At 57.6% G+C, this 21,672-nt stretch carries 22 protein-coding genes; 2 read left to right on the top strand and 20 right to left on the bottom strand.

Annotated elements, in window-relative coordinates:
* Positions 1–106: 106 nt before the first annotated feature.
* The 5 genes from AC19YT_RS26090 to AC19YT_RS26110 form a co-directional block, all read right to left on the bottom strand.
* On the bottom strand, positions 107–1,747 hold the full coding sequence (locus AC19YT_RS26090; RefSeq protein WP_500611290.1) for a DotA/TraY family protein: 1,641 nt from the start codon (positions 1,745–1,747) through the stop codon (positions 107–109).
* A gap of 128 nt (positions 1,748–1,875) precedes the next feature.
* On the bottom strand, positions 1,876–2,454 hold the full coding sequence (gene traX / locus AC19YT_RS26095) for a conjugal transfer protein TraX (RefSeq protein ID WP_048402782.1): 579 nt from the start codon (positions 2,452–2,454) through the stop codon (positions 1,876–1,878).
* Complete coding sequence (gene traW / locus AC19YT_RS26100) at positions 2,444–3,661, bottom strand: conjugal transfer protein TraW (protein WP_228392694.1); 1,218 nt, start codon at positions 3,659–3,661, stop codon at positions 2,444–2,446. Before traW ends, traX begins: the two co-directional genes overlap by 11 nt.
* A gap of 11 nt (positions 3,662–3,672) precedes the next feature.
* Positions 3,673–6,726 (bottom strand): putative type IV secretion/conjugal transfer ATPase, encoded by a 3,054-nt coding sequence (locus AC19YT_RS26105; RefSeq protein ID WP_048402783.1) that lies wholly within the window; start codon positions 6,724–6,726, stop codon positions 3,673–3,675.
* Positions 6,701–7,327 (bottom strand): hypothetical protein, encoded by a 627-nt coding sequence (locus AC19YT_RS26110; protein ID WP_048402785.1) that lies wholly within the window; start codon positions 7,325–7,327, stop codon positions 6,701–6,703. Before AC19YT_RS26110 ends, AC19YT_RS26105 begins: the two co-directional genes overlap by 26 nt.
* A gap of 182 nt (positions 7,328–7,509) precedes the next feature.
* On the opposite strand from AC19YT_RS26110, the gene relB reads away from it, so the two are divergent.
* Both relB and AC19YT_RS26120 read left to right on the top strand, forming a co-directional pair.
* Entirely contained in the window at positions 7,510–7,701 is a 192-nt protein-coding gene (gene relB / locus AC19YT_RS26115) for a type II toxin-antitoxin system RelB family antitoxin (RefSeq protein WP_048402787.1), read from the top strand.
* The gene (locus tag AC19YT_RS26120; RefSeq protein WP_048402789.1) at positions 7,688–7,963 is read left to right on the top strand and encodes a type II toxin-antitoxin system RelE/ParE family toxin; all 276 of its coding nucleotides are present in this window, start codon (positions 7,688–7,690) and stop codon (positions 7,961–7,963) included. Before relB ends, AC19YT_RS26120 begins: the two co-directional genes overlap by 14 nt.
* 42 nt (positions 7,964–8,005) lie before the next feature.
* Here the strand turns inward: AC19YT_RS26120 and AC19YT_RS26125 are convergent, their stop codons facing one another.
* The 15 genes from AC19YT_RS26125 to AC19YT_RS26195 form a co-directional block, all read right to left on the bottom strand.
* A complete protein-coding gene (locus tag AC19YT_RS26125; RefSeq protein ID WP_048402790.1) occupies positions 8,006–8,392 on the bottom strand; it encodes a DUF6750 family protein in 387 nt (128 codons plus the stop codon).
* A gap of 76 nt (positions 8,393–8,468) precedes the next feature.
* On the bottom strand, positions 8,469–9,011 hold the full coding sequence (traQ, locus tag AC19YT_RS26130; protein ID WP_048402791.1) for a conjugal transfer protein TraQ: 543 nt from the start codon (positions 9,009–9,011) through the stop codon (positions 8,469–8,471).
* Between the two features lie 8 nt (positions 9,012–9,019).
* Complete coding sequence (traP, locus tag AC19YT_RS26135) at positions 9,020–9,736, bottom strand: conjugal transfer protein TraP (protein ID WP_048402792.1); 717 nt, start codon at positions 9,734–9,736, stop codon at positions 9,020–9,022.
* Positions 9,736–11,112 carry a conjugal transfer protein TraO gene (traO, locus tag AC19YT_RS26140; RefSeq protein ID WP_048402793.1) on the bottom strand — a complete coding sequence of 459 codons (1,377 nt, stop codon included), beginning with the start codon at positions 11,110–11,112 and terminating at the stop codon, positions 9,736–9,738. The genes traP and traO overlap by 1 nt, the downstream gene beginning before the upstream one ends.
* A gap of 9 nt (positions 11,113–11,121) precedes the next feature.
* Complete coding sequence (locus AC19YT_RS26145; RefSeq protein ID WP_087148782.1) at positions 11,122–12,201, bottom strand: DotH/IcmK family type IV secretion protein; 1,080 nt, start codon at positions 12,199–12,201, stop codon at positions 11,122–11,124.
* Between the two features lie 95 nt (positions 12,202–12,296).
* Positions 12,297–13,004: a DotI/IcmL/TraM family protein gene (locus AC19YT_RS26150; RefSeq protein WP_048402794.1), complete on the bottom strand. Its 708-nt coding sequence runs from the start codon at positions 13,002–13,004 to the stop codon at positions 12,297–12,299.
* On the bottom strand, positions 13,001–13,357 hold the full coding sequence (locus tag AC19YT_RS26155; RefSeq protein WP_082149452.1) for a conjugal transfer protein: 357 nt from the start codon (positions 13,355–13,357) through the stop codon (positions 13,001–13,003). The genes AC19YT_RS26150 and AC19YT_RS26155 overlap by 4 nt, the downstream gene beginning before the upstream one ends.
* Before the next feature lie 34 nt (positions 13,358–13,391).
* A complete protein-coding gene (locus AC19YT_RS26160; protein WP_048402796.1) occupies positions 13,392–17,483 on the bottom strand; it encodes an LPD7 domain-containing protein in 4,092 nt (1,363 codons plus the stop codon).
* 48 nt (positions 17,484–17,531) lie between these two features.
* Positions 17,532–17,819, bottom strand: a complete 288-nt coding sequence (icmT, locus tag AC19YT_RS26165; RefSeq protein WP_048402798.1) for an IcmT/TraK family protein — start codon at positions 17,817–17,819, stop codon at positions 17,532–17,534.
* Between the two features lie 38 nt (positions 17,820–17,857).
* Complete coding sequence (locus tag AC19YT_RS26170) at positions 17,858–18,103, bottom strand: hypothetical protein (protein ID WP_048402800.1); 246 nt, start codon at positions 18,101–18,103, stop codon at positions 17,858–17,860.
* Positions 18,104–18,140: 37 nt separating this feature from the next.
* Complete coding sequence (locus AC19YT_RS26175) at positions 18,141–18,692, bottom strand: phospholipase D family nuclease (protein ID WP_048402802.1); 552 nt, start codon at positions 18,690–18,692, stop codon at positions 18,141–18,143.
* Positions 18,689–19,861 (bottom strand): plasmid transfer ATPase TraJ, encoded by a 1,173-nt coding sequence (traJ, locus tag AC19YT_RS26180; protein ID WP_048402868.1) that lies wholly within the window; start codon positions 19,859–19,861, stop codon positions 18,689–18,691. Before traJ ends, AC19YT_RS26175 begins: the two co-directional genes overlap by 4 nt.
* Positions 19,858–20,523 carry a type IV secretion system DotC family protein gene (locus AC19YT_RS26185; protein WP_325166572.1) on the bottom strand — a complete coding sequence of 222 codons (666 nt, stop codon included), beginning with the start codon at positions 20,521–20,523 and terminating at the stop codon, positions 19,858–19,860. Before AC19YT_RS26185 ends, traJ begins: the two co-directional genes overlap by 4 nt.
* Before the next feature lie 131 nt (positions 20,524–20,654).
* Positions 20,655–21,122 carry a DotD/TraH family lipoprotein gene (locus tag AC19YT_RS26190; protein ID WP_048402804.1) on the bottom strand — a complete coding sequence of 156 codons (468 nt, stop codon included), beginning with the start codon at positions 21,120–21,122 and terminating at the stop codon, positions 20,655–20,657.
* A 36-nt stretch (positions 21,123–21,158) separates the two neighbouring features.
* Positions 21,159–21,560 carry a lytic transglycosylase domain-containing protein gene (locus AC19YT_RS26195; RefSeq protein WP_500611291.1) on the bottom strand — a complete coding sequence of 134 codons (402 nt, stop codon included), beginning with the start codon at positions 21,558–21,560 and terminating at the stop codon, positions 21,159–21,161.
* Positions 21,561–21,672: the final 112 nt, after the last annotated feature.

The following is a 21,672-nucleotide window of genomic DNA, read 5'->3' on the forward strand; positions in this document are numbered from 1 at the left end:
GAGTCAGCTGCCGGTAATGCGTAGTCATCTGCGCTTGAATCCTTCGGTGTGAGAGCCTGGATTCTACCGGTGGCTGGCTCTCTGCCTCTCGTTTCAAGCGTTGCGCTTATTCTATGAATTCAGGCCCCGTCATCCAGAACAAAAAAGGCACTGCTGGCAAAAACACTGCCAAGGAAAAGCCGATGGCCATCAATGCAAACATAACGAAAAAGAAGATTGGGGCCAGAGCGCCCAGCACATCTTTCGCCACTTCACCGCCGTTGATACCAAAGACTTGCCCAAGTGTCCCCAGGACCGAGTTACTGGCCGCCGAAGCAGCACCCACAGCAAGTGCATAAACCGCCATCGATGTTTCTGTTGCGACCAATGTGTAATCGCCAATTGCCTGCATTTTGATCAGCGGGTTTACTTGGTTAGAGAAATTGGCGTCCGTGCCAACTTTCAACGTAGCTATTCCGCTCGTAATCATTTGCATAGGATTTTTGAAAAAGCTCACAAACACCGAGTTGGGATCTTCCGCTGTAACTGCCGCTCCATCATCCTTGGCGGTCTGTGTCCCCAATGGCGCTGTATAGGTGCTGTTCTGCACCTGCGCCCGATAGGCCGCAAACACCTGGTTGTAAAGATCGCTGGTGCCATGTTCGCCGACATGACTCATTCCAGTGACAACCGGCGTCGAGCTGGCCACGTCATTGGTCTTGCTATTGGCCGTAGCGAAGGTGTGATACCAACTACCCAAGGCAACCCAACCACTGCTTTTGATCTGACTTGATAGCTGGCTTTGCAGCGTATCCTTGAAGTCGATCTTAGTCAGCGCCTGGTTGACCGTATTTTCATACTCTGCAGCCGCGTTCTGGATCTGCGTCTCGGCATCCTGAAAACTCCCCACGTCTTGGTCACGCTTGCTCAGGTAGGTGTCCACAAATGACCGCGCCGCCTGATCCATAGAGCTTTGCATCGTGTCCAACGCTTGACGCTGCGCCGTGATAACGCCATTCGTATCCACATCACTGTCAAACAGCAGATTCCAGGTACCGGTGCGGCCTGTGTTGGGCGTTTTGGCAGAGCCACACACGGCACTGCCATTGCCGGTGTCGTATTGACCATTACCGCCCTTGGTGGTCATCAGAGGTGTATTGGCTTCTCCATCCGCATACAACGACTGCAACTCACGGTTAATCGCGTACTTGCACAGGTTCATCTCAAAGATGCCCCGGGCAGATGACCGAGTGACCGGCGCCGTTGGCTGCGTCACCATCGAATAGCCACTGCTCATCATATCGACGGCTTTATCCGTCAATAGATTCGCCCCACCGACCCCCATCACAGATGTGGCCCACAGCATAACCAGCTGGGCCAGCGACCAGCCCGATGCAGTGGGTAGCAAGGTGATGAATCCGGCGAACGTCATAATCGGATACACCGCTGAGCGCCCCCCGTTAAAGACTTGCCCCTGGTGCCCTGACTTCACAATGGTTCTCATCGTGATTGCCAGAAACCAGAACAAGGCCAGCACGCTCAAAAAACCGTTGATGAGCGCGAACAACGATCCGATCAACGTGGGGGTTGAAGGGGCAAACGGATTAAGCACCACGTCGCCAAAAATCATCACCAGTGCCTGCCGTGACAGGTCGTTGGTCTTTTGGGCCGCAGCCGCGATAGTCTGATAATCCACAGTGTCGGCCAGGGCCGGCAGGGAAAAGACCAGCAACAGTCCGACCCACCAAAATTTATTGGTAAGTTTCATAGAGTTTTCCGTGTGAGATGCCGGACCGCGAAAGGGACCGTAGAGGTGAAACAGAAGAAAAGTCGTAAGCCAAAAAGGACGCCGACCCGGGGCAAGGAAGAGGTGTTCCCCTTATCTACAAAGCGGAGTCACCGCGCGGCGCCCAACGTAAGCACCTGCCGGCCCCAATGATTTTCGGTCAGGAAGTCCTTGAAGGTGCCCCCTTCACTCTCGCTGACGCGTCTCTCCTGCAGTTGCCATACGCGGTAGGTGGTAATCAGTGTTTTCACAAACCCAAGCCCACCTGCGCCTGCCAGTACCAGGATCGTTATCACTGCGCGCAACAGCGTACCGGAGGGCAAACCGTGTGCGAGCAGTACCAGGCCCGACAGCACCAATGCCAACCCTCCGCCAATTACCATCAAGCACCACCAGGCGAGCCGAATACGCGTGAAGGTGGTGTTTAGCTGCTCAATGGTCCTGCCGCTACATGCCACTGCCTGAGCCCAATCCAGTGATTCAGACGGGACGGACTGGTGGTTCAGAAGAGCCCAAGCCTCACGCAGCCGGCCCATAGTCGGTTGCACACCCTGGCGATAAATCACTCCCAGGTCCGAGAACGGGTTGATAATCGACAACCCCACGTGCCCGACGCGTTGTAATGGCGTACTGGTGGTCTTATCGGTTTCCTGCGTTTTTTCACCGGCGTTTCGAGGATCAGTTTTCATGTGCTGTCACTCCCGAACTCATTTTTGAACCCAGCTCTTGAAGCTGCGGTACGTACTTGGCATCGGCCGCCAGGGCTAATTGCTGGCCTGCAATGATGTTGGCCTGACGCTGATCATTTTTAAGTCCCAATTGCAGCCAATTGCCCAAGCTCTGCACTCGTACCAGCTCACGCGTCAGGTTTTCACCGCTCATAGCCTGCAAGTCAGTCTCATAGGCTGTATTGGCATAACGTCTGCCCACCTCAAAGGCCTCAAACTCGCGTTCACTCATCACACCCGTGCGTTGCGCTTCCTGACTGCCGGTGGTGGCGAAATACTCCGCCGCTGACGGGCTTTGCAAGGCTTCTTGCAGCGCGTCCTTCGTGGCCGGATTGGCCTGACTGGCGGCGATCATGTCCAGTTGCGGTTGAGTGGCCGCGCTTTGAATCGCCTTGTACTGGGTCATCAACCCCTGATATTCACGCCCAGTGGCTGACTGGATTTCGCCCTTACCCGGTACCCGACCACCGTCATGACGCGCAGAGTTTTTCATGTAGGCCATCCCCGCATCTATCTGGTCCTGGTTGAAGGTCAGGTCAGGGGCCTTACCCACCGCTCCCGCGCCGTCGAGCAACGAACGCATTTCAATGTCGCCCCCTGGCAGGCTGGACACACCCGGGCACAAGTCCGTGCCGCCATACTGCGCGGCCTCGCTCTCGGTGCAATATGCAGCGTGCATGGCTGCACTGCGATAGCCACCCTGGCGTGGTGCGACGGGCAATGAGGCGATGGTTTTGCGCACCACCGCACTACTGACGCCCGATCCCGTAGCAAGGGTTGAGGAATTGGAACGACTCACCTTGCCTACCGTTGCAGCCATACCAGAAGCAGACTCGCTGCAAATACTGTCCGCTACTGTGTACTGCTCTCGGGCACGTTCCAGGCGCTCAGTCTGACGCCCGAAAATGTCCGCTTCGCGTTGAGCGCGGGCCGATTCAGTGATGACGGCGACCTGCTTGTCACTGGCCTGCACAATGGCCGTGCCGATCTGCATATCAGTGGTTAGAATTTCCGCCAAGGTGGCTTGAAGCCCCACCATGGCAGGCATAACTTGCATGGTGATTGGTACGCTGGACACCTCCGCCGTCGGCTGCACATAGGCAAAAGCCTGCGGCCCCCCCAGCACACTCATGGCCAGCGCGGTTAACGTATAACGTCTTTTCATCATGATTTATTCCCTCAAAGGTTGTAACCGCGCCGGGTGATCAGTTCATTGGCCAGAGTGCGGATCACGTTGTTTTCGTCCGCCTCACCAGCCTCTTTCTGACGCAGCGCTACGAGCTTTTCCGCCGTGCCTTGCGGGAAGGCTTCGGCCAACATGGCGCGGGCCGTGGCACCTCCCACTTCCTCGTACAGCAGACGGCGCAAAGAGCTGTCGGTGGGTGATGAGTTCAAAGCCCAAAGTTCCAGAGGCCCCAAAGCGTTTTTCAGAATCCGCGCCAGGGTGCCGCCGCCCTTGATCCGAAACACACCCAAAAACGGAACGCCGCTGCCGTCCGCTGCCGGACCTGATCCGGTGCGCTGAAATGTGCGAATCGTTACCTTCGGCACTTTGAAGCGGTCGATCAGTAAGTGTTCGTCATCGGGGTCCACCTCCATCATGAACAACGAGTTGGCCGAACGCAGAATCGCGTCGGGAAAGTCACGCACGTATTGCGAAGACAACACGGTACGGACCCCGAACTTGCGTTGCTCGCGGTCCTGGGTTTCCAGCATCGGGAAGATGAAGGGCACCTTGGCGGCGTTGTGTAGCTCGTCGTAGACCTTCGTTTTGACTTCCTGGTCTAGCTGCTCCAGTCGGTCCTTATGCAAGGGGTGATAAAGCTTGGGCACCGCCTCCAACAAGGCCTCCTTGTATTGAGGCAACACAAAATCACCACCAGCCACCTGGCCCGCGAACAAGAACATGATCCCGGTTTTCAAGTGCCCGGACTTGCTGTCATCGCCCATCACGTTGTTCAGGTCGATAGCAATCACTCGCGTGCGCGGACTGATTACAAACTGCGTGCGCCCGGCCAACATCTTGAATTCGTTGGTGGCGTCGGTCATGCAGCGGTGCAGGTACTCCAACAGGACTTCCTGGCTCTCATCGCGTTGCACCCGACCAAATGCCCCCTGTACGTCTTCATGGTTCAAGAAGCTGGTCATGTCCGCCAGTTCCGGTACCGCCTGAAACTGGGCGCGCTGAGCTTCCTGTACAAACCCTGCTTCAAACAACAAGTCGCGGACCTCGTACCAGGTAGTGCTTTCCCACCACTGGGCCGGGTAACGCTCGATCAGGCCACTTTTGTCCAGGGCTGCGTCGACCACAGGTACAACACCTCGCGTCCAGGCCCTGGGACTGGTTTCAGCATTGGCGGTGTAGGCCATGCTGATGATGCGCTCCAAGATCTGCCGGGTATCACGCTCGTTTGGCGGGTTGCCCGTCGATGGATCAATGCACATGGCCGTGAGCATGCTGATGATCCAGTTACGCTCGTGGGGGATTGGGAAGCGTGCGCCCAACTGGATATCAAACAGGTTGCGGCAATGTTTGGTGCTGTTTTGCAGCACGATCCCGACGACTTCGTCCTTGCGCTCTGGTGGCAGACTATCGCGCAGCAAGGCCACCTGACCCTGCATCGAAAAGCCCTTATCCACGCCGGCGATGAACGGTAACTGCCGCTGGGCGCTGGATACCATTGTGTTCCCCAGTGCATTCAGCAGCACCGACTTGCCCAGCCCCGGAGAACCAACAATCACGTTAGTGAGCTTGTTCTGCTTGCTGGTGGCCAGCCCAACTGGGTACAGCTTGCCATCCAATGTTGGGAACAAGGCGTTACCGTCATCTTCCCAAGCCGAGGCTGGACGGGTGATCGGCAACAGGTTCAGCGCCTCTGACAGCGGCGGATACAACAGGTGTGGGCCGCTGCCTTTGTTGGAAGCAACTAAGGTCGACGCCCAGGCCCGTACCGGGTTACCGAAGGTTTGCGTCACCTCACAGACACCCCAGGACTGAAAGGCCTGGGTAAGCAGCGTCAGATTACGTGTCACCGTGGCCTTACTATCACCCCAGGTGGACGCCATGATGGTCATCACGCACACCGGCTCTTCCTGCTCGATCCGCGTCAGGGTTTCTATGGAGTTCCACACCGGCCGCAGCGCCGGCACAAACGCCATAAAATCGAGGGTTGATTTCTTGGCCCCCAGCGACTTCATGCCGCCCGGCATCAGGTCCATGCGTACACGCCACGGCACACCACGCGGCACCAATGCTTTGAGGTGGGCAAAGGTCTGCGGCGCCTGCGGTCCGAGGGCTACTGACAAGGTTCCATGCCAGGTTCCATTGATGCACAGCTTGTTTCCGTGGGTTTCCATGTCCTGGTTCATCAACTGAAAGTTCAGATGCGGTGCCAGGAAAGGCGTGTGGTCATCCCCTTGACGCACGCCATGCGGGGTAATGGGATCATCAGGTAACAGTGGTTGCCAGGCGTCACTGGTGCCCTCGCGGTCCACCTGCGAGCGCAGAGCCTGACCCACGTCGTGGGCATCGAGCAATTCCAGCAGCACACCCTGGCCGTTATCACTAAATGCGCTTTCCACAGCGCTCAGAAAGCCATCGTGTCGGATTTTCAACCCGGCCATTTCGGCCAACACTGGGTTTTGCCCAAATTTCGCATCTGGGCTTTGGCCGATCAGCTCTTTGAGGCGTTTGTTTTCATCGACCAGCTCATGCGCGGATAGAGCTTTTCGCCCGGTGTAACACACCATGTAGCAACGCTCCCGCGATACCCACGGGGCAAGCTTCTCGACGTGTTCATCCAAAATAGGCGTCATGTCGATGCCGGTACGCTTCACGGAAACGTATTGGGGAGCCAACAAGCGCTGAACTTCCTTTCGGCCCTGCTCCGGATCGTCTTCAAATACCAGACTGACCTTGTGCCCATGACGGCGATAGTGAGCCGTCAGCGCCTGAGTCATACGCTCAAGTCGACCACTCCAGGAATAGGGCTCGTTAACTGCTGCAGCTTCGTCGGTATCGCAAAAGCTTCCGGCCACTGCATACACCGTGCAGTAATCACCCTCATCGTTGACCAAGATATACGGGGCTTTGAGGCCCGGGTGACGGGTCCGGTCATCCTCGGTCAGACGCACGATCGTTTGCAGGTCGCAGTAGTCCGGCAGATCCCGGGACACGGCAAACCGCGAGGTTTCAGTAATCAGGTTTTCAACCCAACGTATCAGGCTCGACATACAAATCACTCCGGGTATAGGTGTCCCAGCTTCGGGAGGTGAGTACGGCAGCAGCGGTTTTCCCGCTGGGCAGTAACAACGTCAGGTCATCAAACCTGTCAGGTGGCAAAATCAGGGCACAGCCCGTCAGTCGGGTTTGCAGGGTTAAGCGCTTATGGGGGGGCAGACGTTGAAGGGCCATGGCGTACTCTCCCGCTCGCGCCGTGCCCCATGCCTGCTCAACTTCACGGCCATGGCGGGCAAGCCACAGCCATATTTTTTGGCCCTCACGGCGCTGGATTTTGTTTCCTGCCCGGATGGCTATCAGGGCGCGGCGCTGCAGGTGATGCACGTCGCTCATCGCCATACCAGGCAAAAAGGCCAGAAGCCCATGGGCCGCCGTTGGGCTGTCCAGGTGCCCGGCCAGGTAACAGAGGGTGCAAACGGTATGGGAGTCGGTGAATCCGGCCCTGGCGCCCTGCCACAGTTTTTCAGTCCAGATCCCACAGCAGGCGCATCGATCGCCTGCGATGGCCACCGGCACCGGCAACTCAGGGTCGCCACTGATATCAAGCATCAGGGGGGCCAGTGGGGGTTGTTCATGTTGGATATCGACATCCATAAGCGCTCCTTCTGGATCACTTCAGAATTCGGAAAAGTCGTAGTTTTTGGCTTGTACGGCTAACCGCCGTAGGTTTGCGTCAGAAATACAACGGCTGAACCGTTGTGGTGCACTTGGTCCGGGCTAAACGACAGAAAGCCCAGGAAGGTTTAAGCTGATGGGTATCTATATAGGAGGTCTCTATGAGCGCCCAACTTTCTCCCATCGTTTCAGAGTTCGAAACGCAGGAACAAGCAGACAGTTACGACCTTTGGTTTCGCGCCAAAGTACAAGAAGCGCTTGATGATCCTCGGCCTAGCATTCCTCATGATGAAGCCATGGCTCTCGTCGAGCAGCGCCTAGCCGCCAAGAGAAAAGCCCGTGCTGGCAGTTAACTGGAAAGTCGTCGCCCTTGACGACCTCGACGAAATCATTGATTACATCGACCAGAGAAACCCAGTAGCAGCCACAGATCTGCACAACATCATCAAGAAGGCCGCGGAAGGTCTTTCAGAAACGGCTTATCACTTCAGGTACGGGCGTATTCAAGGAACGCGTGAATGCGTCGTACATCCCAACTACGTTGTGGTCTATCAGGTCAAATCAGGCAGCGTTGATGTTTTACGCGTCCTGCACGCCCGCCAGAAATACCCCTAACCCGCAGCCCTGCGATGACCGAAGTCATCGCAGGGTGGTTCCTTAGCCCACGTCCACAGGCGACAAGCCAACCTGAGTTTGCGAACGCTTGATGATCTCCGGGATCACGACCAGGCACACCCCAAACAGGATGGACCCGATAATGTGACCGGTTTTGATCTGAGGGTTATCCTTCTTGGTCTTGGCAGCAATCAGCCCACCAATTACAAAGACCACGCCAACGAATTGAGCGACCGTCAGCGCGGATTTTTGCAAAGACTTGGCCCCCTCTGCCGCAGCATCCCCCATACCCGCAATATCGTCACCAGCAAAGGCCAGTACCGGGCTCGCGGCCATGGCCGCCGTTAAGCCTTTCACCATCCGCTGTCGCATCCCATCTTTAAAAACAGTGACGCGCACAGCAGCCCACAGCAACATGTCTTTGGACATGGCCAACTCCTTATTGATTGATCAGTTTGATGTAACGATTAAAGGTGCGCTTAGGCGCGTTAGATCCCCGGCCGGCTTAGAGCATGCCAAGAGACTTTTGCAGGGCGCTCAGCAGATACGGACTGCATACGCAAAAAACGCCCAGGACAAACTTGAGAGTGCCGCTGGATACATCCTGACTGGCTGTAAGCCCTGAATGCCCATCCTTGAGTGACCGCTTCCAGGCGAGCATGCCTTGCAAGGCAAAAAATACGCCCAGCATTCGTACCAAACTCAACACCGCATTAGCTGCGTCTGCTGCAACACCGAAGGTGCCCACATCCACGTAGCTGATGGCGTCGAAAGTCGCCCCTTGCCAGCCAAACTGGCGAGCAGCGGCGCCGATCATCTGATCAAGGCCTGCCAGACCACCACACAGCAACAACACGGCAATCACCTTGCCGCCGCTCTGCGACTGGCCGGGTGCTTTACGGGAGGCACTGGCATTGGAAGCGAGGTAGGTCACTGCACCAATGACGGCAAAAAAACCGCCTAACGTGAAAGCCAGGCTGACAAATGTGCCCAGCAAGTTATGGGACAGATTGACCAACATTTGAATCGCATCATTTCCACCACCCATGGCTCACCTCACTTGAGTGTGCCGGCGCTGGTATGCACTTCACGGGCTTGAGCATCAATACGGGTTATGGTCACCTGCCCCACTTGATCGCCCACTTTCACCGCCCAGGTTCTGTCTTGCCAGAACAGCCAGGCCATACCGTTTTGCACTGCCTCCACGCGCATACCGGTCAATGGTGATCGGACACGGGCTGCAGGTTTGGTCGCACGCGGTGTGGAAACCTGTACAACGGGTCGCCCCTCCAGGGAAGACAAACGAGCCGATAACACGCTGAGTTGTGCTTGAGCCTCAGACAGCTGCTGCTGTTGGAGCGTCATCCCCGCGCCCTGAGACTTGACCGTTTCCGACAACCGTCCAATGGCTGTGCGGTTGGTTTCCGCGTAACTGCGAACACCGCCAATCATGAGCGCTACCTCATCCTTGAACTGGCTCCCTCCTGCGTCAGAGGTGGCCCGTAATGGGGGGGTCGTCCCAGTCCCTTCGGTGGTAATGCTCTGCTCGTCGTGATCTTCCCGAAAAGCCAACTGATTTACCGTGGGGGTACTGTCGGGACCAAATAAGTACCAACCGGCACCCACTAGGATCACCACGACCCCGATTATCCAGGGCAATGACAGTCCCCCCATCATCGGGCGTTGCCACACCCCCTGATCGGCTGATTGGGAGGAAGGTGCCGAGACAACCGGCGACACCCTATCTTCTGCTGTAGCACTAAATTCGCTCATTATTGATTCTCCTGTAGCCTGCGTTGCGCCTCGATCCGTGCCTGGGTCTGCGCACGCCATTGATCAGCCGACTGAGGTTGGGTTGGGGCCTGGGGTTGAGGTTGTGTCGTCATCACTGCCTGAGCTGGAACAGCAGATTGCACCGCTTCCCCGCTTCGCCCTGGTGCAATTGCATCACCGGCATACACACCGCGCATGAACTGAATGGCTACCACCTGGCCCTTGAACACGTTCACTTGGGTCGCTGGGGTACGGGCGGCATCCGCAGTTAGCACTTTGGCAGCCTGGCTAGCGGCGCCGCCAAGAATGGCTCCGGCCACTGCTGTTCCGTCCGGTGTTCCTGGTCGTGCTACCTGAGTGCTAAACCCATTACTCACCACCTGGGTGTTGGCCTGGGTGTACATGTCACTGATGTTGCCAATGCCGCCCAGAATTGCCGGCAAGACAATGCGCGACATGTAACGGTGGTTCACTTCGGAAGCCACATTGGCCAACAAGGTGTCATCTTGAAGCGCATAGGCATCCACCTTGTAGTTGATACCCTTGAAGGCCATTTCAGTGAAGTGGATGACCACGCCATCGCCCTGCAATCTGGCCCCATCTGGGGCTTTCAATACAGCCCCGGCATAGGGCCCGGACAACTTGCCAAGAACCGGCGTGGTGCTGTTGTCCGAATCCACCCCGATATCAATAACCCCAGCACCCCGCCAATACGGCGGAACCACTTCAACAGCGGAATAAGGCGCATCGCCACCGGACTTCATGGAGGCTGTTTGTAGCCTGGCGCCACCTGGAAGGCTTTCACTCCAGCGGTCGTAGCTGCTTGCAGTGCCAGCCATCGTGCCGCCAGAACCGCTTCCACTACTTACCCCCCCAATCACCTCGGCCACCTGCAGGCCGCTGGGCTGTTCGTCTTGCGTCTTAACTTGGGGATTGATTCGAGAAAGTAACTTGACCAACGCCTTCTGACGCGGATCTTCCTTTTCGCTTCCGCTTTTTGAAGTCTGTCCTTGGCTGCTGCTACTACGTCGGGTGGTTGTTTCCCGCTGGGGAGCGGGTTTGGCAACCGGTGTAGGTTGCGTTACGGCCTGTTGCTCCATTGGGATACTGGCAATAAAGCTGTTGTTTTGGCTTTTGGCCGCTGCGGCCCCGTTCTGGTTGAATTGGTCTAACAACGCGCGGTAAGCCGGGCTTTCAGTGCTGTTGGTGCGTGAAGCCACCGATACCCGAGTGAGGTCAAGTCGTGATTGTTCCGGGGGAGGACTGGTGAGCCAGGTCCATAGGAAATAGCTGCCCCCCACCACCGCCACCACGGCCGCACCGATCAACCCCAGCGTGAGTTTTTTGTCACGTTTTGCATCGTTTTCGTTTGCCATGATGATTAATTACTCCAAGGCCACGTTGAGCGCCGCTGTGCGGCCCATTACCGAGAACGATACGTAAGGCGTCACCGGCAATTTCCATAGGTGCGTACCGTCTGCCGACGACAGCGTTGCCTCAAACTCGTCTCGGATATCAGCCCGTGTGCGGATGTACAGGTCATCGCCCAGTTGCCATACCGAGGTATCGGGCACCGCACCGGTCGTTTTCAGACGCCGGGCCTCCTTGGGAGGTATGCCATCAAGGAAGGCTTGCAACGTGCGGTCATGCAGCCCGATACGGGTTTCAGGGGCGGCGCCAGGTAGAGCCGCTGGCCCCCGGCCGGGAATGCGCATGTCCAAGCGACTGTCTACCGTCCAGGTGCCCGCTTTGGTGTCAGGCTCCCCACTGGTGACGTTGAGAACAATCGGCACCGATAACCCTTCCAGGTAGACAGTGACGTTGCCGCTGCTAAAGGGCTTTTTGGCCTGTACCACCATTACCGGACTGTTGGGTATCCAATACACAGTGAAGTCAGAATTGCCGCTGATGGGCGCCGCACCAATTTTCCAAGGTGCGCCGGTACTGTCCATCCAGCTCAACGAGCTGGGGTAATTCACGGCAGTGCGTATCAGCGGCAAGCTGGCTCCCGGTGATAAATTCACGGTCAGTGCGCTGATCCTTGGCACTACCGTGATCTGTGGTGCAGCGATCGCCTGATTAATGTCCTCAACCTGCCCTCGCAACTGCCGAATCTCTTGCGGGGTCAGTGGTGAAACCATGTCCTGAGCCTGCTGAAACAGCGGAGACGGCGGCGGCAACGGGTCATTGCCCGAAGGCGCCGGGGCTGCAGCCACTTTCCCGATGTCGGGACCTGGTCCAGCCTGGCTGGGAACGCTGGCTGCCGGCGTTGCGGAGGTGAGTGAGGCACCCGATACCCAGCCTGAAGGCGCCGCCGTATTGGCGGAAGGCGCAGCAGCGGGTACCGTTGCTGTCGTTGTAGGTGCGGCGGATGCTGTCGGTGCCGCCTGCGGGCTGGCAGTTTCATCCGCCCAGGCGTATCCGCCTGCTGCCAGCCATAAGGCGAGCGCAATAGTGGTTTTCATGGAAGTTCCTCGTAACACCGAAGACCTGACGGTCAACGTGCGTAAATCCTGTCGGTTATGGAACTGGTGTGAGGGAGCGGCGTGCCGTCCTCACCTCAGTTGGTATTGCTGGTGATGACTTGCGTTACTTCCAGACCGGCGTTTTTCACCCGCACGTCGGTGCGCTGAATGCGCTGGGTGAAGAAGAAGTGCAACGGCGGGCTGCCGGACTGTTGCCCGTGCAATTTCAGCGTGACCGGGTACTGAAACTCCCACACATACCGGCCACCCAATTCGCCTTTGCTGCGAATTACCCCGGGGCCCACATCGACCGAAAGGTTCATGCGCTGTTCCTTGACCGCCTTTAGCACGTTCGAAGTCGTCAGGGCCTTGTAGTAGTCCTGGAAACCTACTTCGGAATAGCGCTCACCAAGGCGGGTCATCTGGTCTCGGTAATGCACAAAGTCCAGGGTGAAGCTCTCTCGGATCGTGTCAGCGCCAAACGCTGCCACGTCGCTCATGCTAACCCCGGGCTTATCCAGCGGAATGACCTTGGTAACTCGCCCATTTTCAGTGGTGAAGTACTTCACGTCGGGATTAGCGACCTTCCAGCCAAGAAACCCATTAATGGTCACCGACAACACCAGGGCGGGGCCAAGCCACAGCACAGCCGTCAGACAGCGGTGGGCAAACGCGGCGCCAAGTTCCCGTTTGTTCTGCGCATTTACCGCATGTTTAAACGTCTCTTCATCCGCCGCCGAGACTGTATTGGGCTCGAAAGGCGGTTGATCCGCCTGGACCGAATTATCAGGTAATGAGTTCACAACAAACCTCCTTGGGACCGCCAGGGATCAATGGTGCTAGGGATATGGCTATTGATTTTGTCCACCGCTGCTTGGCATATCTGATCGGCTAGCTGGTTCAACAGATCCGACAGACTCGGGAATGAGGGCAAGCTGATGCTGGTGGTGCGAATACGTGCCAAGCAGTCCTGGAGTTCATCGGAGACGGTGCGCTCACGCTCTGCCCATACATCCGATGCCCTTTTGGCTTGCTCGTAACCGGCTTGACTGCCTGCGCTGGCCGCTTGTCCTGAGCGGCAAACCGCTGCATTTCCCACAACTGGCAAGCAGCACAAAGCCGTCAGCAGTGCTGCGCACATGCTTTTCTTGAACATGGTGAGTACCTTTGCTGTTAGCGTTTTTTCTTGCTCACGCCGGGCGTGGATCGCTCGGCTGTGCTGCCGGTGCCGCTGTGGGTGCTGACTTTGGGAGGGAGTTGTCCTCCTTCCAGCGCTCATCAAAACCCAACCGGGCATGCAAGGCGGGGGGAATATCGGCAGGCGCATCAAGCTTGGCGATGCGCGTTGCGTTGTCGCCTTCAAGCTTGAAGGCGATGTTTTCCCGAGAAACTGGCACACCGCCTGAGCGGTTAATGGCATTGCCCGTGCCAATCGGCACAAGCCCCTCTGGTGTAATGGCGTTAAACACCATCGGCGGCGCGTCCTGAGTGCCCGGCAAGCTAACCAACACATGCTGGAACTCATTACCCTGACGCACCACGCCTTGCAGGTAAGGGCCATCGCCGCGCACCAGAAGCATGTCCAGGTGCCCGTCTTGCGACCAACTGCTGATCACCGGTTGCCCTGCTGACTTTCTCGGGTCAATAGCCGGACGTTGTGCCGACAGTTCATCCCCAGCTTTTGCACTGCCCTGGCCGTTTGGTGTCATCCAGTACAGGCCCTGAGCGGGTGGTGTGGGTACTGGCACGTCCAGTCCCAGACGGTTAATCACGGCTTGCTGTACTACGGCAAATCGGGCTGCGTCATAAGGAGCCAGTTTTACCCCCTCATCCTGGCCGGTACGTACAGTTGCAGCACCCTTCACGGTGAGCGCCCATTGATTGCGATGGGCATTCTTGTCCTCAAAGTGTGTCGTGACGCCTTGCTCATTCTTGTGCGGAACCTTAACCACGACCGCTTCTTTACCCAGCCACTGCAATGTCACCATTTTCCCTGGCTGAACACGGGTTTCACGCATCAACCCTGCCAGCTCCTTACCCCAAAAGGTCTGCGTACCGGTTTTGGTGCGCAGCTTGATATAGGTAGTTGGGTCGTTGTTTTCATCAAAGTGATACGGTGCCATTCCGCAAGCCATCACCTTCCCGACGACGCCGTCCTTGGCCTTTTCAGCGGGTTGATGAACCTCCGCAGAAACCCCTTGAGGCTGGGCAACGACATTTTCAGGTCCAGGCTCAGCTGCCCTGTTTGGCGCGGCTGACTGTGACACGGTGGCCACATTTTCAACCTCCAGCAATGGCGCCGCTTGAGGCTGTGCTGGCACCGCCTCTGGCACCGCGTGGCTAGGCTGAGCAGGAAGCGTACCGAATGCAGGTGGCGCCTCGCCGGCAATGGCATCGCGTACCACCGGTTCTGCCGTCAAGGCTTTACGGGCGTCGTCCAGCAATGCCCGTTGAACGGGATTTTTCATCTCGACGTTGATTTGATGCTGCGCAATCAAGCCGATCGTCTTGGCCTTGAACTCGTCACTGCCGGTCAGTTCGATTCGACCTCGATAAAATTGCGCAGCGGTCAGCAGGGCCGCGACGATTTTTTCATCACTCTGGCCCGCTCCTGGTGCCATTTCCAAACGGGCGCCATGATCCACAAATGCCGGTTCACCATCGAGCGTGTAAAGGGTCTGACTATCACCTTGTTTCTCCCAGCCAACCCGTGCCAGCAGTGAATCCAAATCCAGATGGCTGATCTGTGGCTCGACTTCCGTCCCGCTAGGCCGTGGTGCCCCCACCAAGATTGCATCTGCCTCGTTAGCGGCTACAGGCGATGTTCCATTGCCGGCGTCGTTTAACCGGGACACCGGAGCTGGATCATCAGAAGCCACTGGGGTCTCTTGTTCCGGGGTTTGTGCTGACGGCGCTGGAGACAATGGTGTGGCGTCAGGAGCGGTAGAGTCTGCTTCTGACTCCAACGCCTGACGCTCAACCGGCTGCACAATGGGTGCAATAACAGTCTCTGCGTTGGCAGTCGGTGCCAATGTTGGCTCCAGGGCCATGCTCAATTGTTCCTCGGCCCGTCGTTGTGCACGCGTCGTTTCATCAACGGCAGCCACCGCGTCAGCTGATGATGTAGTCGCTGGATCGGGCTTCAAACCCAACGAAGCGGGTTCGCCGTTGTGCGTGAAGGCCAGCGGTGCTGGAGCTGTTGGAGTATCCCGCTCACTCGGTGTCACAGGTTGCTCAATCTGCGGTTGTGGCTGGAAACGCTCCAGGTCAATCGTGGCGAGTTGACCGTTGTGGGTAAAGTTCAGCGGCGCTGGAGCGGCTGGAATATCCCGCTCACTCGGTGCCGCAGGTTGCTCAACCTGTGGTTGTGACTGAAAGCGCTCCAGGTCAATCGTGGCGGGCTCGCCGTTGTGGGTGAAGGTCAACGGCTCTGGAGCAGCGGGTGGTAATACGGAGTCTACAAGGGCTGAGGTAGCAGCCGGATCTAAAGCAGCTTTCTCTTCCTGCATGGTGGGCACCTCATTGTCATGGGCCAATACCTGGCTAATCTGGTTGCGCAGGGCATCCAGTCCCCGGGATTGGTGAAGGTCGTTAAAGTCGGTCAGGCCACGGGCCTTTTCTTCATCAGTGAATGCGGGGTACAGCACCTGACCGCCGACCTGCTCAGCCGCCGCAGTGGCCATCAACAACCCCTTGTTCTGCTCTTTGGCGTGATCGAGGTCCGCCAAGAACACATGCCGGCTATCGGGCAGCTGCTCATGCAAAACCTTGGCGACGGCCACCATGTTTCCGGCATCAATGGTCATCACCACCGGAAGGCCCGTGGCGAGGTTCGCGCTACGCGCCGTGGCGTAGCCCTCGGCATAAAGCACCGGTTGGCCAGGGGTCAGCGAACCACCCACAACCAGAAAGTGTCCTTGCTTGGGCGCATCTTTAAAGAGGTACTTCTCCCCGTCCGGGGGGATGTACTGCAGGGTTTTGAATGTTCCCGAGGCATTAAAAAACGGCACCACCAGGGCGCCGTTTCTTGTTTGGCGTAGGTCGGGCGTAGGGGGTATTCCCTTACGCACCAAGTACGGGTGCGCGGGGTCTGCTCCAGGCAATCGGTCATAGAGCCTTTTGGCAGCAAGGGTTTGCTGGGCATACAGTTGCTCGCGCACACGCACTGCATCTTCCTGCGACTGGCGAGCGGCGGCGCGGATATGTAGACGTGCCATGGGGTCAGATTCCCCTCCCTTGGCACTCCAGTTGGTCACTGACTTTTCCGTTTCGGCTCGGTGATAGTTGATAAACCACCCACCAGGGCGACGATCCAGAAACCCTCGGTACACACCGCTTTTATTGCCTTTTTTGTCTTCTACGGTGGCCACTCGATGCCGCTGGCCATCCATCACCGGCATCCCTTGAATCACTAGCCCCTCACGGGTCAAGGCGTCCAAAAACTCTGCCTCCGGATCACCGCCACCCGACCGAATGCTGGTATCGGGCAACCACTGCGCAAGACGGTCAAGGTCTGCGCCCGGGCGGGCAAACCACAAGCTCGATTCTTTGTCCCATCCAATTGCCGCCTGACCGTTTTCAAGCTTTCCAGCCGCTGCGCGCACAACTTCACGCGCGTCATGTGGCACGGCCAGCCAAACCGGATACTCGGAGGTGTTGGGGGTGGTTTCTAATTTGAACTGGGCATCGTCCGACGCCGGAAAGATCTGCTGTGACCGGCTGCGGTCATGCAGGCCCTCGGCAACCATTGTGGTGACGCTGATGAGGTCGCGGATCTGCATTGGGCGGGAGCGCTCGATGCAGGTCTCACGAAAAGATTGGGCGCCCCCAATGGCGTTGCCGTACGCAAGTGATTCGATATCCTCACAGGCAAAGGCAAATACTTCCTCAGCTTTGCGCGAGTCGCTGATCCCGGGGTAAAGCTGATCGACCTTAGCCCAGATACCGGCCGTGCTGGGCTCGTTGCGAGCCTCAATAATCCCGTCTAGGACTGCTCGTTTTTCGGCGGGGTTGAAGGTGTTGATTCCAAAGTGTCCAAGGACTTCGTGCCTAAGAGATCTTTTAAACTCTTCGTCCGAACCAAAGTTGGAAGTGGCGAAAAGGACTCGTCCTCCTCCTGGATGAAATGAACCGAGGATTGTTCCTGCGGCTTCTCGGGTGGCGTGCGGTCCATATAGTTCCTCCTGGGTTTCTCTGAGTTTGTAGCCAAGGCTGGACGCTACTGGGTAAGTAGCACAGAAATCTATTACGAGTGCCTTGGCATCATCAATGGATAATGTCATTCATCATGCCTCCGTTATTTACTCCCAGCGCAATATCTGCGCTCCTGCTCAATCCCCTTCGGTAAAACGCCGGTACCACCAGGGCCGACCGGACAGCCGTTTACCGCGCATCAAGTAGGTCAGTCGGGTGACCAGCACCTTGAGCGTCCAGCCAAATAGCGACAGCAGCCGAAAGCCGCCAATAATGGCGCTGATCACAAAAATCGTATTCAGCGATGGGAAGCGAAACCACACCAGATACAGCAAGAACAACGGTGCTGGAATGCCATAAACGTTGAGAGGGCGTGAGGCGTTGCGCCAATAGCCCGGTTGCAGGAAGTCTTGTTGATCAGCCATAGGTGGCTCCTTCGTGGTAAAGGCTTGCGTGATCCGCATCAGCCTGATTCGTGATCCCCCTTCCCTGCCGGTGCAAATTCGGGGAATTCAGCCAGCAGTGCCGTGTTGCCCTTGGCGATCTGCTCCATCACTGCAAGAGTGATGTGTTCACGCACCACGCCAGTTGAGACGAAGTACATGGCCCAGGCTTGCTCTGGTGTGCAGTGGATGATCTGTTCTTCAACGGCCTTGTAGCCTTTGTATTCGTCCGACTCCAAGTAGCACTGGCAATCGTCTTCGCACATGGTTTTTCTCCTTCCCTAGAACCTCTGTGACAACCCTTTAGAAGGTCGGCTGATAAGGCTGACCCTGCTCCCAGCGTGATTGCCAATGTTCCAAATAAACGCTGGCCACCGCAGGAAAGCCCCACAGCACCAACGCGTTTTCGCTGTTGGCCTTGGCTGCCGAGGTCGAGTAGTTAAACGAGCCGGTTTCCACGTTCTGCCCGTCGCTGATGATCACTTTGTCGTGCTGGATCTTGTACGCGGCATTCGTCCGCAGACCGATTCCGGCCTTGGCCAACAGGTTCATGGCGGCGCGGCTGGCCCTGCTTTCGTTGCCATGTGCGTCAAGCACCACCTGGACATCAACGCCACGCTTTTGCGCGGCGACCAGGGCTTTAACGACCTTGGGCGACGTGAAGCTGTAGCCCATCAAGCGGATCTGCTGCTGGGCATCCTGGATCACATTGAGTACCAGTTGCTCAGCACTTCCTTCCGGAGAGAAACCGACTTGTATCTCTGCCGCCTGAGCCGTTAACACCAGGTTAAACAGCAACGTCGAGAGCATCAGGCCACGGCTGATCGGGCGCGTTAGTGCCGAAAAGCTGCTCATGATCTGTCTCGCTTTTCCAGTTCGCGCAACTGAGAGGCCGACATGGCCACCGCCAATTCTCGCCGGTCAATCCGGTTGCCCTGGTAAAGCCTCCAAGCATGATCGGCAAAGCGACGTTGCTCAGTACGAATAATCCCGTCGATATGCTGGCCCCACTGGGTGTATGGCATCCCGGCCAGTTGGGCACGCAGCGGATCGTCGAAAAGGATGTATTCGCGCACCGCCTGACGCTTGCCGTCTGTAGTACGCAGTAGCTTTTGCACAACGATGTACTGCAGTACCCCCAGTAGATCGCGGGCCGTCGCTTCACGCATTTCAGACGGCACCATCGTCAGGCAACGAGGAATGGCTTCGCCGGGGGAGTGAATGTGCAAGGTGCTGAGATTGAAGTGACCCAACTGGCCCGCGAGAACGCCCGCCTGAAAGGTCTCCAAGTCCCGCATTTCCCCTACGCCGATAATCGACGGCGCGCGGCGCAGGTGCGCCCGTATGCCTTCGGCATAGCTCGGCACATCACGGCCGATCTGCAACTGAGTCGGGAGCAATACATCACCCGCACGCCCAAGAACGAATTCAATCGGGTCCTCAGTCGTGGTCACTTTACGGTCAGGGTCCGTGTCCAGGCAGAAGCGGTAGATCGAGGCCGCCAGGGTGCTTTTCCCTGACCCGGTAATCCCACCGATCAGCCCTAATCCACTGGCCGGCAACAACGCCTCGAACAGGTCATCCTCAAGACCCAGCTGTGGCAGCGGTGTGATATCTGAGGGAATAACCCGCATCGTCAGAGCAATGGTGGTGTCCAGCCGTCCAGCGGTGGCCTGTACAAAGTTGCAACGGAAGCGCAATCGCTCCCCGCGTTCCAGGCCGTAGCGCTGGTACATGTCGCCATCCAGTTGCAACGCCCGGTCTACAGGCCGGCCGCCGCGCACCGTCGCCCGGATTTCCGGGTTGAACACCTCGTCGAGCAGCTTGGACAGGGTGTCATCAGCCAGCACGAACGGACTGGCCTGGCGCAAGCGTCCGTGATGCCCCACCACCAGGTGGTTGTTACCCTGGATATGGATATCACTGACGTTTTTCCGCGCACACCAGACGAAAAACTCGCGCAGTGAGGTACCGGTCAATCCTCCGTCAAACGGATAAGGCTCAAAGCTCGTAGCCTGGGTCATGGCTGCACCTTCCGTATCACCGGCTGCCATTGGGTCTTATCAGGGATAAACCCGGCGTTTTCCTTGAGTTTGCGCACCCGGTCGCCCGTGGTGAGCTTCTGCCGATCGCCAGTGACAGTCTGCTGTTGGTCCGTGACCACCGGCGCCGTGATGAAGCCTTGGCGCAGAAGCTGCGAGTACAACAACATCCCCCGGTAATCACGGGTCAGGCGGTTGAAGTTGGCTTCCAGTGTCTGATCGGCACTCAACCGCCCTTCCCCCCAACCCTGGCGAATTGCCGCTTGCCAAAGCCCCTTCTGCACACTGTTTTCAGGCGTTACCGATAACGACGCATCGGTGGTGGACGATGCCAGCCCAGCCATCAGCCAAGTGCGCCAGGACGGCGGGTTACTGACAAACCGCTCTGGAAGGATGATTTCGTAAACATGGCTCGCCGTGCGGATCTGCCGTGGAGTGATGTGCGCCACGTCCACCGCCTCATCGATCACGGGCGGTAGCCAGCCCTGGCGACTGATAAGGGTGCGAAAGTCGTAAAGGCTATCGAGACGCCCTATCTGTCCGTCCAGAGCCTGACGCAACTCCCAGGCACGCTCAGCCTTGCCACCGCGAAAACCTATGGTGCGCCCTGATTCCTCCAGCAACTGGCGGCGGGACTCAGACACATCCTCTGACGCCGGGCGAGCAGGAACCAAGTAGCTCTCAACAGGCGGCGGCGCATCAGGTGTCGTGGCGGGTGGTGTGTGGGCACACCCCTGCAAGCCCTGCAATAGGGCCAGCGTCAGAATGGATTTTTTCACTGACGCCCCCCTGCCTTCTTCTGAGGCTCGGCCTGTGCAAAGGCCAGATTCAATTGCCCTGGAAGCTGGGTCAGCGTGGCACGCCATGCCGTCTGCATTTCTACCAGGCGCAATAGATTCTGGTAGGTAATGCCGTTGACTTTGAGGTTAACGGGCAAAGGCAGGCGAACACCGGTCCAGGTAAATTTCTGGCCGCGTTGGAGAGCCAGGTGGGAAAGCAGCTCGACCGCATCCCCGCTCCAGTCAACGGCTACCAGGTCGCCCTGGGTACGAATCGCGTCAGCCGGTAAGGCTGAGCGAGTATTAATAACGCCCTCCATCCACAGCGTTTGTTGCTGGGCTGGGACCTTGGCAAGCACCACGGGCGGTGCAGGGGGAGGCGCTACAGGTTTCTTTTCGCAAAAAGACTGACAGCCGGCCAGCAGCAAAGCCACCGCAGGCGCAGCAACAAAAGAGAGCTTCATCAAGGGTCTCCTGACACCCTGGACAGGGTGCAGTAATTAACGGATTGCGAGGTTGCCCGGCGTGGCGCCAAGCGCTTTGAGGCGGTTGTAAATCACCCGAATGCCCTGCGCGTAGCGCAGGCGTTTGTTTTCTTGGCGAGCCGAGGGATGAAAACCGGCGTTGTACGACCCGAGGCAGCGCCAGGTGTTGCCACACACCCGAAGGTGGCGGGCCAGTACCCAAGCGCCTACCTGCACGTTGAAGCAGGCATCGGCCAGCAGGTCTTCCGGGCGCTTGATCAGCCCCAGGCGGACCAGCCGATTAGCGTTATCGGTATTGATCTGCATGACACCGTAATCGGAACTGATGATTTTTCCGGTGTCGTCCCGGTTATGGTTCACAGCCCCCGGCCGCAGGTTGCTCTCCCATATACCAATAGCCTCCGGCGGTTGCAGGATCTGAGTGCAACACGGTTATTGAATTGAAGCGGGAGCATCATGCCGCATCACCACGGCTTCTTGCATCACTTCGCCCATCACCTCGATCGGGCATTTGAAGTCGAAGCGTTTG

The organism is Pseudomonas sp. MF08875 (genome assembly GCF_059862525.1).